This window comes from Amycolatopsis sp. La24 (assembly GCF_029087445.1).
GTDB classification, from domain to species: Bacteria; Actinomycetota; Actinomycetes; order Mycobacteriales; family Pseudonocardiaceae; genus Amycolatopsis; species Amycolatopsis nivea.
The window spans coordinates 22009-33862 of record NZ_JARACH010000008.1 but is presented as its reverse complement, the minus strand read 5'-3'; the positions used below and the strand labels follow the sequence as shown (position 1 = coordinate 33862).

General features: G+C 68.6%; 11 protein-coding genes and 1 pseudogene. 8 read left to right on the top strand and 4 right to left on the bottom strand.

Annotated features, from left to right (window positions below):
- Positions 1-40: 40 nt before the first annotated feature.
- On the bottom strand, positions 41-931 hold the full coding sequence (locus PUT80_RS11430) for a DUF6282 family protein (RefSeq protein WP_275291891.1): 891 nt from the start codon (positions 929-931) through the stop codon (positions 41-43).
- Positions 932-1091: 160 nt separating this feature from the next.
- Here PUT80_RS11430 and PUT80_RS11425 point away from each other — a divergent pair, with 160 nt between their 5' ends.
- Together PUT80_RS11425 and PUT80_RS11420 are read left to right on the top strand one after the other, a co-directional pair.
- A complete protein-coding gene (locus PUT80_RS11425; RefSeq protein ID WP_275291890.1) occupies positions 1092-2453 on the top strand; it encodes an MFS transporter in 1362 nt (453 codons plus the stop codon).
- The gene (locus PUT80_RS11420) at positions 2454-3473 is read left to right on the top strand and encodes a tRNA-dihydrouridine synthase (protein WP_275291889.1); all 1020 of its coding nucleotides are present in this window, start codon (positions 2454-2456) and stop codon (positions 3471-3473) included.
- Here the strand turns inward: PUT80_RS11420 and PUT80_RS11415 are convergent.
- Complete coding sequence (locus PUT80_RS11415) at positions 3440-4231, bottom strand: helix-turn-helix domain-containing protein (protein ID WP_275291888.1); 792 nt, start codon at positions 4229-4231, stop codon at positions 3440-3442. The genes PUT80_RS11420 and PUT80_RS11415 overlap by 34 nt on opposite strands.
- Positions 4232-4551: 320 nt before the next feature.
- Complete coding sequence (locus PUT80_RS11410; RefSeq protein ID WP_343076877.1) at positions 4552-5115, bottom strand: M24 family metallopeptidase; 564 nt, start codon at positions 5113-5115, stop codon at positions 4552-4554.
- On the opposite strand from PUT80_RS11410, the pseudogene PUT80_RS11405 reads away from it, so the two are divergent.
- A pseudogene (locus PUT80_RS11405) lies at positions 5005-5652 on the top strand (IS630 family transposase); the annotation flags it as partial. The gene PUT80_RS11410 and the pseudogene PUT80_RS11405 overlap by 111 nt on opposite strands.
- Positions 5653-5830: 178 nt before the next feature.
- Here PUT80_RS11405 and PUT80_RS11400 read toward each other — a convergent pair.
- Positions 5831-6763, bottom strand: coding sequence for a helix-turn-helix domain-containing protein (locus PUT80_RS11400; RefSeq protein WP_275291886.1), 933 nt, complete (start codon positions 6761-6763; stop codon positions 5831-5833).
- A 71-nt stretch (positions 6764-6834) separates the two neighbouring features.
- On the opposite strand from PUT80_RS11400, the gene PUT80_RS11395 reads away from it, so the two are divergent.
- From PUT80_RS11395 to PUT80_RS11375, 5 genes are all read left to right on the top strand, one after another.
- The gene (locus PUT80_RS11395; protein WP_275291885.1) at positions 6835-7521 is read left to right on the top strand and encodes an HD domain-containing protein; all 687 of its coding nucleotides are present in this window, start codon (positions 6835-6837) and stop codon (positions 7519-7521) included.
- Positions 7522-7557: 36 nt separating this feature from the next.
- The gene (locus tag PUT80_RS11390) at positions 7558-7977 is read left to right on the top strand and encodes a Rid family hydrolase (protein ID WP_275291884.1); all 420 of its coding nucleotides are present in this window, start codon (positions 7558-7560) and stop codon (positions 7975-7977) included.
- 70 nt (positions 7978-8047) lie between these two features.
- Positions 8048-9277, top strand: a complete 1230-nt coding sequence (locus PUT80_RS11385) for an MFS transporter (RefSeq protein ID WP_275291883.1) — start codon at positions 8048-8050, stop codon at positions 9275-9277.
- A 23-nt stretch (positions 9278-9300) separates the two neighbouring features.
- On the top strand, positions 9301-10383 hold the full coding sequence (locus PUT80_RS11380) for an NADH:flavin oxidoreductase/NADH oxidase (RefSeq protein ID WP_275291882.1): 1083 nt from the start codon (positions 9301-9303) through the stop codon (positions 10381-10383).
- 621 nt (positions 10384-11004) lie between these two features.
- A complete protein-coding gene (locus tag PUT80_RS11375; protein WP_275291881.1) occupies positions 11005-11721 on the top strand; it encodes a methyltransferase domain-containing protein in 717 nt (238 codons plus the stop codon).
- Positions 11722-11854: the final 133 nt, after the last annotated feature.

The window sequence follows — 11854 nt, the reverse complement described above, 5'->3', positions numbered from 1 at the left end:
GGAATCTTCCTTCCAGCTGGCGAGGATTCGGGATCGCCGATCAAGCGTCGAGGTTCAGCAGGTACGCCGGGTTGTCGCGCACCACCCGGCGCAGGTCCTTCTCCGGCAGGCCGAGGTCGAGCAGCGCCTCGCTCACCCGCAGCCACGCGTCGACCGGCTTCGGGTTCGACTTCTGCCCGAAGTCCGAGGCCAGCACCACGTGCTCGGGGCCGAGCGTCTCGATCCAGGTCAGCAGCTGCTTCGGATCCCATTTCTGGGTGCCTTCGGGGTCGTACATGCCGACCTCGTGCTCGATGAACGCGCCGAGCCCGATCAGCTCCCGGCAGAGGTCGAGGTCGGCCCCGATGACGAAGTCGGGGTGGCTCACGACCATGCGCTCGAGACCGCGTTCCCGCGCTTCCTGGAACAGCGTGCGGATGTACTCCGGGTACATGTGGCCGCCGTTGAGCACCGCCTGCTGGTCCTTGATCTCGTCGAGGATCTCCAGTGCCGCCGGCTTGAGCCTGCCGTCGGCGTCGACGATGTCGATCCGCTCCAGGGTGAGCGGCACCGTGGTGGTCGGGAAGGCGCCGTCCTCGGGGTGGCAGTCGATGTGGCGGCCGGACGAAATGGTCGGGAACCAGACGACCTTGCCGCCCATGCGCAGGCACATCCGCACGGCGTGCACGTTGAGCCCGCCGACCGTGCTGTTGAGCGCGATCCCGCCGAAGACCTGGGCCTGGACGCCTTCGAGCCTGCCCTTCATCGCCAGGACGTCCATCTGCGTGTTGTGGTGGTGGGACTTGGCGACCATCGCGCGCATCCCGATCCGGGCGCCGTCCGCGGCGGCCTCGACGTGGTCGAACCGCCGGGGGAACGGGCTGGGGCCGGAGTGGACGTGCAGGTCGACCAGTCCGTCGAGGACGGCGGCAAGAGCGGGGCGCGGGCTCATGGGTCACCTTTCGTTCGCATTATGAAGTCAAAGTTCACTATAAGACCGGATGTCAAGCCCGCGACCGTGCTTGTGCTCCGCATCCCCTCGAATTAGAGTGCTTCCGGGTTCACTTCGTGAACTTCAAGTTCGAATTGATCGAGCCGCCCGGAGGACACCGATGTCCACACCGCCCAGCTCCGCGGAAGCCGCCGTCCCGGCCGGCACGCCGCACAGTCCCGACCCCGCCAAGATGCGCGCCGCCGTCCGCGGCGGGACACTCGCCTACTTCGTCGACCAGTTCGACATCTACCTGCCGATCGTCGTGCTGGCTCCGGCGACGGCGTACTTCCAGGCAGCGAATCTGAGCGCGAGCACGACGGCCCTGCTGGCGTCGCTGGTGTTCGCCTCGACGCTGATCGGCCGCCCGCTCGGAGCGGTGGTCTTCGGCCACTTCGCGGACACTGTCGGGCGCAAACGGACCACGCTGGTCGCAGTCGGCGGATTCGGCGTCACCACGCTGCTGACCGCCTGCCTGCCGGGGCACGAGCAGATCGGGATGTGGTCGGTCGGCCTGCTCATCGCACTGCGGTTCGTCGACGGGATCTTCCTCGGCGGCGAGTACACCACCGCGGTGCCGCTCGCGATGGAATGGAGCCCGAAGCGCAAACGCGGCCTCTACGCCTCGGTGATCACCTCGACCTCGCCCGCGGCCTACGCGGTGATCGCCGCGCTCACCCTGCTGATGCTGGAACTGCTGCCGGCGGAGGGACTGCACAGTGCTTACGTGCAGTGGGGCTGGCGGGTGCCGTTCGCGGTGGGCGGGCTGCTGGCGGTCGTGCTGTTCCGCTACTACCTCAAGCAGGTGCACGAACCGCCGGTCCGGCTGACCGGGGAGAAGCACAAACTGCCGCTCGTGCGGCTGCTGGTGAAGTACCCGCGCGCGCTGGGCCAGGTGTTCGTGCTGATGACCGGCACCTGGCTGGCGACGAACATTGAAGCCGCCGTGACGCCGGCGCAGCTGAAAGCGCACCTCGAGCTCTCCAGCAAGGAGGTCACGCTCACCATGCTCGTGATCAACGCGTCCGCCGCGCTCTCCTACCCGGTGTTCGGCCTGCTGTCGCAACGCATCGGACGGCGGCCGTTCTACATCGGCTACGGCCTGGCGGTGGTCGTGCTCGGTTCCGGGGCCTACACCCTGCTGATGGCGTCGCACGGCGGTTTCGGCGCCGCGCTCGGCTTCGGCGTGGTGATCGGGGTGTTCACCGTCGGCACCTTCGGGCCGATCGCTGCCTACCTGACCGAGCGGTTCCCCGCGAGCATCCGGTCGACCGGGTACGGCGTCGGCTACAGCCTCGCCCTCATCGCGCCCGCGTTCTACCAGTTCTACCTCCAGCAGTTCGACGGCGTGCTGCCCGCGCACCTGGCCCCGGCGGTGCTGCTGGTCGTGGCGGGCGCGCTGATCAGCCTCGGCGGGTTCCTCGGCCCGGAAACCAAGGACGTCGACATGGCCGACGACCGCACGATCCCGGCGCTGTCCTGAATGGACGTCGGAGGACTCGCCGCGGCGAACCCCGTGTGGGTCGGCTCGTCCGAGCTCACCATGACCCTCGACGGGCTGACCGCCTGCATCGACGCGGGCGCCGGCGCGGTCGTGGCGAAGTCGGTGAACGAAAGCGCCGCCGCGCGGCGACAGCTGGACATCGCGGACTACGCGTTCGTCTCGCCGGACGGAGACCTCCGTTCGGGCCTGCCCGAGCCGAGGGACGGGCTGCTGAACCGTTCCGGGCTCGCGCAGGTCGAGCTGGCCGATTGGCTCGAAACCCTGGCCGCCGCCGTCGCCCATGGCGCCCCGCGCGGATGTCCGGTGCTCGGCAGCATCACTCTCGGCGATCCGGCCGAGGCCGCCCGGATCGGAAAGGCGATGACGGCTGTCGTGCCCGCCGTAGAACTCAACATCGGCGCTCCGCACGGACGCGAAGCGCGGGCAGTGCGTCAACTGACCGATGCGGACTCGGTGCGCGACGCGGTGCGGACGGTCCGCGCCGCTGTCGGCGTGCCGCTGTTCGTGAAGCTGCCCGCACAGGCTTCAGACGTCGTCGCCCTGGCCCGCGCGGCGCGCTCCGCCGGGGCGGACGCAGTCGGCCTGGTCGGCCGGTACCCCGGCTTTCTGCCCACGGTGGACGGCAGCCCGGCACTCGGCTCGTGGGGCGCGTGGGGGTCGCCCGGCTGCCTCCCGATGAGCTTGTACTGGGTCAGCAAGGCCTTTCAGGCCTTGGCCGTGCCGGTGATCGGCACCAACGGCGCCCGGACCGCCGCCGACGTGCTGCGGTTCCTGGCTTCGGGGGCGCAAGCGGTCGAGGTCGTCACCGCGCTGTGGATCGGCGGGCCCGCGGTGCTGCGCGAACTGGTCGCGGGCGTCGGCGAAGGCCTCGCCGGAAAGGACTTCGGCGAGTTCGTCGGCAGCGCGGTCGCGGGGGCGCGCGAGTACGCCGATCTCGTGCCGCTGCCCTCCCCCGCCTGGCTTCCCTACACCGCGCGCTGGGAGTCGTCCGGGCGGTAGTGCCCGCCCAGCTCGTGGGTGAGTTCCCGGGCGGTGTCGACGACGACGCGCAGTTCCGGCGCGTCGTCCGACATCGACAGCGTGTTGTCGGGACCGACGATGGCCAGGGACGCGCAGATCCCGTACTCGTCGAAAACCGGTGCGGCCACAGCGACGATGCCCGGCGTGCTCATCGCCGCGCAATAGCCCGCGTCGCGAACCCGGTCGACCTCCGCGCGCAGCTCGTCGCGCGCCGTGCCCGACAGGGTGCCGATCAGGCGTTCCATCGACAGCTGGTCCGCGTGATAGGCGAGGAACACCTTGCTCTGCGCGGTGTCGAGCGGCAAGTGGCTGCCGACCCGCACGGACACGACGACGATGGTGGACACCGTTTCCTCGACCCGCGACACCACCGGCCCGGTCAGCCCCCAGAGGCTCAGCACCGCGCTGGTCTGCGTCGCCCGCGAGAGCGCTTGCATGTGCCGGGGCGCGAGATTCACCACGCGCCGGTGCCCGATCGCGAACGCCCCGAGCTGCAACAGCAATCCGCCGGGCTCGTAGCCGCCGTCCGGGCTGCGCTCCAGAAGCCCCGCCGCGACCAGCGAGGTGCAGTAGCGGTAGGCCGTGGTGCGGTTAAGCCCGAGCCGTTCGGCCACCTCGACCGCGGTGACCTCAGGCGTGGCCGGGTCGAACAGCGACAGGATCTGGCTGACCCGGCTCACGGCCTGGATGTCCGCCTGGTCGGCGCGGGTCTCGCGGGACCGCGTCGGTTTGGTCACGAAGCCTCCGCCGGTAAACGTGGTCTGGCTGTTCACTTCGTGAACAGCACTCGTCAGGCTACCGGACCCCCGGATTTCCCTCCTGCCGCAGCGACAGCCAGCGTGTCCGCCGGCTGTCCCGCCCCGACGCTCGCCAGACCCGGCGACTTGTCCGGCCTGGCTTTCCCGCACCGTCTCCCCGATGCCCGCCCAGTGCGCTGCGGCGACGCGCGCTGCCTCGGCCCCGCCGGAGCACCCTCAAACACGCCGCACTCCCCCGTATGCGCCGCGAAGGGGCCGCGCTGCTCGCGATGCGCTCCGCCGACGTGAAGCCGGGACGCTCATCGTGGCGTCCCCGCCGCCCGCAGGGGCGCGAGCCAGCGCTCCACCTCGTCCGCGGACCGGGGCAGCGCCGCCGTGAGGTTGTCGTGCCCGCCGGCCGTGACGAGCACGTCGTCCTCGATGCGCACGCCGATGCCGCGCAGGTGCTCCGGGACGTACTGGTCGTGCGGCGAGAGGTACAGCCCCGGCTCGATCGTGATGACGTGGCCGGCCCGGAACGGAGCGGTCATCCACTCGCCTGCCACCGCCGTGCTGTCGTGCACGTCGACGCCGAGCATGTGCCCGATGCCGTGCGGCATCCAGCGCAGCGCTGCCTCCGCGTCGGTCAGCCCGCCGGCGACCCCGCTGTCGAGCAACCCGAGTCTGCGGATGCCATCGCTCACGACCGCGAGGGCAACGCCGTGCAGTTCCCGCAGCGAGACGCCGGGGCGCACCGCGGCGAGCGCCGCCTGCTGTCCGCCGACCCGTTGTTCGTGGACAAGGTCGTCGATGTCGTCGGGCTCTATCATCACCCTCCGGAACGGGCGGTGGTACTGTGCGCCGACGAAAAAAGCCAGGTTCAAGCTTTGGACCGCTCCCAGCCGGTACTGCCGATGATGCCGGGCATGCCCGAGCGCCGCAGCCACGACTACGTCCGCCACGGCATCACCAGCCTGTTCGCCGCGTTCACCATCGCCGACGGCACCGTGATCGGCGAACTGCACCGCAAGCATCGAGCCGCCGAGTTCAAGAAGTTCCTGACCACGATCGACAAAACCGTCCCCGCCGACCTCGACATCCACCTGATCTGCGACAACTACGGCACCCACAAGACCCCGGCGATCAAGGCATGGCTGGCCAAGCACCCCCGGTTCCACATGCACTTCACCCCCACCGGATCGAGCTGGATCAACCAGGTCGAGCGCCGGTTCGGGTTCCTCACCGATCAGCTGATCCGGCGCGGCGTCCACAAGAGCGTTGCGGCACAGGAGAAAGACATCCGCGAGTGGATCAAGGACTGGAACCAGAACCCCCAGCCGTTCGTATGGACCAAGACCGCCGAAGAAATCATCGACTCACTCGCACGATACTGCCAACGAATTTCAGGCGCAGGACACTAGTCCAGCTTTTGAAGTGGCGTGCGACCCGGCCGAGGCCGGGCTCGCGGCAGGCATCTCGCCGTCCACAATGGCCTGCTGACTGACCGAGGGCCGCGCCCAAACCCTGCCCGTGCCGGCGTCGACGGCACGGTTGATCCACCGCGCCGATCGCTGAACCTCTGATCTCTGTCGTGCCGGGTCAGCCCTTGAAGGTCTGCCGGTAAGCGGTGGGGGTGGTGTTCAGCGCGCGCCGGAAGTGGAGACGCAGGTTGGCCGCCGTGCCCAGGCCGCATTCGCGTGCTACCAGATCCATCGGCTGATCGGTGGTCTCCAGCAGTTCCCGTGCCCGGCCAAGACGGGCGTCGAGCAACCACTGCAACGGGGTCGTGCCGGTCTCCTCGGCGAACCGGCGGATGAGAGTGCGCTGGGAAAGGCCCGCGTGCTGGGCGAGTTGCCGCAGGGAGATCTGCTCGCCGAGACGTTGCAGGGCCCAATCGCGGGTGTCGGACAGCGCCGCGTCCCCGGCCAGCGGGACCGGGGCCGGCACGTACTGGGCTTGCCCGCCTTCGCGGTGAGGGGCCGCGACCAGGCCGCGCGCGATCCGGTTGGCCACCACCGCGCCGAGGTCGCGGCGCACGATGTGCAGGCACAGGTCGATGCCGCAGCACACGCCGGCGGAGGTGAGGACGTCGCCCTCGTCGACGTAGAGCACATCGCGATCTACCGACACGGCAGGGAATTCGCGTTCGAACTCGTCGATGTACTGCCAGTGGGTCGTTGCGCGCAGCCCGTCGAGTACACCCGCGGCGGCCAGTGCGAACGCTCCCGTGCAGATCGACACGATGCGCTTGCCCTGTTCGTGCGCTTCGGCCAGGGCGGCAAGCACGGCTTCCGACGGCCAGCAGGGCGGTTCGGACCCCGGCACGATCACAGTGTCGGCGGAGCGCACCTGTTCCAGGCTTCCTTCCGCGACGACCGCGAACCCCCCGGCGGTGTGCGTACTCGCACCGAAAGTGCACACGGTCGTCTCGTACGGGGTCTCCGGGCGAGCGGAGAAAATCTGCGCTGGGATCGCCAGGTCGAGGGGCATGATCCCGTCCAGGGCGAGGATCGCGATCCGATGAGCCTTCATGGCAATATCCTATCGATAGGCGGCGATTTTGCCTATCGCCAGGTCAGGGCCAACTTAGGCAAGCTAACGACATGACCGCACATACCCACGAGACGCCCCCTGCGGGAGCAGAGGGCCTGACCGCGCTGCCCGGTACGCCGTTGGCTGAGGCCGTCGTGGAACTGATCCGCCCGGTGGAGACGCCGTCGGTGTTCAACCACAGCATCCGCAGTTACCTGTTCGCCCGGCTGCTTGCGGACCGCCTCGGCCTGTCCGCGGGCAGCGACTACAGTGACGACCTGCTCTTCACCGCGTGCGCGATGCACGACCTCGGGGTCGCCGCGGACAGCCCGAACCGTCAGCGTTTCGAGGTCGAGGGCGCCGATCGCGCGGCCGAATTCCTCGTCGGCCGCGGAGTGTCCGCTTCGGACGCCGATCAGGTATGGCAGGCGATCGCCCTGCACACATCGAGCGGCATCGCGAACCGCAGGGGCACCCTGTGCCTGCTCGTCCGCGAAGGTGTCGCGCTCGACTTCGGCGGCCCGATGGGAAACGAGTACGTCGAAGCGGTCAGCGACGAGCAGGCCGATGCCGTGCACGCGGTGTACCCGCGACTGAACATGGTCGGTTCGCTGGTCGACGCGATCGTCGCGCAAGCCGCGAAAGACCCGAGGAACGCGCCCCGGTATTCGATCCCCGGAGAGCTTCTCCGCGAACGCGAGGAGTTCGGCCGGACCAGGATGGAGCATTCCTTCCGCTCGTCCCGCTGGGGCAACTGAAACCCGCGATTCAGCATTACGAAAGGGAAAACCGCAATGAGCCTCCACCGCGTCGAAGTCCCCGAGAACTCGGAAGTGTTCGGGAAGACTGTCAGCGCTTTCGCGAACTTCGGCTACTCCGCCGCCGTTCGCTCGCACGGGCATCTGTTCATCGCCGGCACGATCGGCCGCCGGGCCGACGGCACCATCCCCGACGACATCGAGGAACAAACCGAGGTCGCCATCTGCCGGATCGAGGAGATCCTGCGGCTGGAAGGGCTCGACCTGTCCGCGCTCGTCGACGTCACCAGCTACCACGTCGACATTAACCAGCACCTGCCCGGCTTCTCCGCGGCCAAGGCTCGCCTGATCACACCGCCCTTCCCCACCTGGTCGCTGATCGGTGTCAGCGGACTGGCCAGCCCCGGGTTGCTCGTCGAAATCCGCGCTACGGCCGCATACCCGGACCGCTCCTGACCGACCGCCGCTCCTGGGCCGGGTCCGAGCCTGACACCAGGAGCGGCCAACAGCCTCTCTGGAACTGCTCATGAAGATCGTCCGGTGTCCGCGCCTTCGCGACCTCCTGTTGCCGGCCTCGATCATCGTCTCTTTCCTGGCCACGTCCAGCGCTCCGACGCCGCTCTACGCCGCATACGCCGATCGTTGGCATTTCTCGCCGATAACAACCACCGCCGTCTTCGGCGTGTACGCCATTACCGTCCTGGCCGCGCTGCTCGTGCTCGGCAGGGCATCCGATCACTTGGGCCGTAAACCGGTGCTGCTGGGCGCATTGGGCCTGCAGATCGCCGCCATGGTCGTGTTCGGCGAAGCCGACGGCACCGCTGCCCTCTTCGGCGGGCGGATCCTGCAAGGGATCGCGACCGGAAGCGCCTTGGGCACACTCGGCGCGATGATGCTGGACGTCGACCGCGAACGCGGCACCCGGGCCAATGCCGTCGCGCCCGGGCTGGGTTCCGGAACCGGCGCCTCGTTCTCCGGGCTGATCGTGCAGTACCTGCCGGCACCGACCCTGCTCGTCTATGCCGTGTTCATCGGGATCTTCGCCGTCCAGGCCCTCGGCGTCGCACTGCTGCCGCGAGGCGCCGGGCGCAGGCCCGGTCTGCGGACCGCCCTCGTACCCGAACTCGTGGTGCCCCGCCGCCTTCGACGCGCTTTTCTCACCGTGGCACCGGTGCTGTTCGCCGTATGGTCGCTCGGCGGCTTCTACGGCTCTCTCGCACCAGGCCTGGCGCGTCAGTTGTCCGGTTCGAACTCGGCAGCGCTCGGCGCGCTCGGACTATTCGTGCTCACCGCGGTTTCCTCGACCACCGTCGTCGTGTTCGCGCGCATGGCGGCGAAGACGGTGATGTTCCTGGGAATCGCGCTGCTCGTACTTGGCTCGCTGTGCACCCTGGCGGCAGTCGAAGCGTCGTCGATCACCGGATTCTTCGCCGGCACTTTAGTCTCCGGAATCGGTTTCGGCGCGGGATTCCAGGGCGGGATGCGCACCGTCGTGCCGCTGGCCGCCGAACCCGAACGCCCCGGCGTTCTCTCCTCCATTTACGTCCTCTGCTACCTGGGCATGGGGCTTCCCGCCATCGGCGCCGGGTTCCTTGTCGTGTACGGCGGCGGCCTGCTGAACGCCACCCGGGACTATTCCCTGTTCGTCATCACGTTCGCAGTCGCGACGCTGATCATGCTCCTGCACGGCATCGGCACCAGACGCTCCGCAGAGCCACCCCGTGAGCCGCGCTGCGCCCCCAGTGCGAAGCTCTGACCACCAACCGAGGATGACGAGCCGTGCCAAGCCTTTTCGATCCGATCAGCCTCCGCGGAACCACTGTCCGCAATCGCGTCTGGCTCGCTCCGATGTGCCAGTACTCCGCCAACGCCCAGGACGGCGTGCCGACCGCCTGGCACCTCGTGCACCTGGGTTCGCGTGCCACGGGCGGATTCGGGCTCGTGATGACCGAGGCCACCGCGGTCACTCCGGAAGGACGCATCACACTCCAGGACACCGGGATGTGGAACGACGGCCAAGCAGCCGCGTGGCGCGGCATCACCGATTTCCTTGCCTCGCAAGGAGCCGTCCCGGCCGTCCAGCTGGCACACGCGGGACGCAAAGCTGCCACCACGCAACCCTGGCACGGTGGGGCCCCGCTACGTCCGGACGAGGGCGGATGGACACCCATCGCGCCGTCTCCCTTGCCGTATCAGGAACTGGCCGCCCCGATCGCGATGACCGCCACCGACATCGACGCAACAGTGCGCGCCTTCGCTGACGCCGCTTCTCGGGCAATGGCAGCAGGTTTCAAGGTAGTCGAAATACACTCGGCACACGGATACCTGCTCCACGAGTTCCTCTCCCCGCTGTCCAACAGGCGGACGGACCTTTACGGCGGCTCGTTCCGGAACCGGGTGCGGTTTCTCCTCGCGGTCGTCGACGCGGTCAGGGCGGCGATACCGGACAGCACGCCCCTGTTCGTCAGGCTGTCCGCGACTGACTGGGTCGAGGAAGGGTGGACGCTTGAGGAAACGGTCGCACTGTCGGCCCTGCTGGTCGGGCACGGGGTGGACCTCGTCGACCTCAGTTCCGCGGGCAACGACCCGCGACAGCGGATTCCCGCGGGGCCGGGCTATCAGGTGCCGTTCGCGCGCGCCGTACGGGCTGAGACAAAAGCACCTACCGCGGCGGTCGGGCTGATCACCGAATCTCGGCAGGCCCAGGAAATCATGGACGAGGGGGCCGCCGACGCGATCTTCCTCGGCCGGGCGGCACTGCGCGAGCCGACCTGGCCGGTGCGCGCGGCCCACGAACTGGGAGTGGCGGTGCGGGACGCTCCCTACCCCGTGCAGTACCTGCGAGGCGCGTACCGGTCGTGAGCACGGCTCCCCCGGCCGACGACGGGTTCGACGCGATCGCTTTGCACATGCGGGCGGAGACGCACCGCACCCCGTGCTAGTCGCTCGCGGGAATCCTGGACGGGTGTCATCGGTGCGGGCGGTGAGCAGACGGGGCCGCACCCACACCGGCAGGCGCTCGGCAGAGAATCGTCCCGTAATGATCAACCACGATTCAGGCACCACCGATGTCGCGGGGTCCGAACGCGATATGTCCCGCGATGGCGAGCTCACGTACCAAGGCCGTCGCCGCGGTTGCGCGGTGTCGGTGTTCCTGCCGCGACCCGTCCTGCGGGTGTTGACGTTGGCGACGACCGACTCCGGGAGTCTTGATCAACGCCCCCGGCCATTCCGAGACAGTCCTCAGCCCATCCGCTTGCCGTTGTTCGCAACCGCTTAGCCAGCGGGCTTCGCGCTCAGCACGCGAACGTGGCAATTTCCTGACCACTGAAGGCAATTTCGCCGCTCGCCTGGCCTCAGCAGTGCGGGCTAATTTTCAGCAATGATCAAACCCGCTGCTGATCGTTACGCGATGGGCCGAACCGCCGCGGAGACCGAGCGCTTCAGCCGCAGGTCGACGTCCTCGCCCCGCACGGTGCGCATTTGGCGCGCCTAGCTGGGATCAAGCCCGGCATGCGGGTACTGGACATCGGTTGCGCGGGCGACACGAGCATGCTGCTCGCTGAACTCGTCGGGCCGGAAGGCTCAGTCATCGGTGTCGATCTGAACCGTGCGATGCTGGACCTGGCCCGCACCCGCACCGCCGCCGCGAGCCTGACCGGTGTGTCGTATGTCGAGTCGGACCTGACCGCTCTCCGGCTCGACGAATCGGTCGACGCGCTGTTCGGCAGGCTCATCCTGCTCCACCTCCCGGAACCGGTCGCCGCGGTGCGCGACTTGTCCCGGCTGGTTCGCCCCCGGGGCGTGGTGACTTTCCAGGAACTCAACGCCACCGCTACCCGGTCGGCGCCATCGACTCCGCTGGTAGCCAAGAGCGTGGGCTGGATCGTAGAAGCGATGCGCACCGCCGGGCTTGACCCGGACCTCGGCGAACAGGTCGGATCGGTCCTGCGCCGTGCGGGTCTGTCGGTGAACGGCGCCGCCAGCGCCGGACCGGCGGGTTACGCGGAATCGGCCATGCCCGCGCATCTAGAGGGCACGCTTCGCAGCCTCCTTCCCTTCGCGCTCGCGCACGCAGAAGTCGCCGAGGCCGAGATCGGAATCGACACGCTGGCCGAGCGGACGGCCCGAGAGTTGAAGGCCGCCGATGCGACGTTCTGGAGTGCCGAATTGGGTGCCGCCGGCGCCCGCGTTCCCTAAGCCGCGACGAGAGAAACAACGGCGTCAATGGATTCGACGACAGTTCGATCAACGGAGGATGATGTTCGCATGGAGCAGTCGGTCGAGGCGATGAGTGCCATTGCGGACCGGATGTACGAAGCGTGGAACCGTG

Coding starts and splice junctions, on each gene's coding strand:
- PUT80_RS11390 (WP_275291884.1), top strand. CDS start 7,558: ATGAGCCTCCACCGCGTCGAAGTCCCCGAGAACTCGGAAGTGTTCGGG.
- PUT80_RS11385 (WP_275291883.1), top strand. CDS start 8,048: ATGAAGATCGTCCGGTGTCCGCGCCTTCGCGACCTCCTGTTGCCGGCC.
- PUT80_RS11425 (WP_275291890.1), top strand. CDS start 1,092: ATGTCCACACCGCCCAGCTCCGCGGAAGCCGCCGTCCCGGCCGGCACG.
- PUT80_RS11395 (WP_275291885.1), top strand. CDS start 6,835: ATGACCGCACATACCCACGAGACGCCCCCTGCGGGAGCAGAGGGCCTG.
- PUT80_RS11400 (WP_275291886.1), bottom strand. CDS start 6,763: ATGAAGGCTCATCGGATCGCGATCCTCGCCCTGGACGGGATCATGCCC.
- PUT80_RS11420 (WP_275291889.1), top strand. CDS start 2,454: ATGGACGTCGGAGGACTCGCCGCGGCGAACCCCGTGTGGGTCGGCTCG.
- PUT80_RS11430 (WP_275291891.1), bottom strand. CDS start 931: ATGAGCCCGCGCCCCGCTCTTGCCGCCGTCCTCGACGGACTGGTCGAC.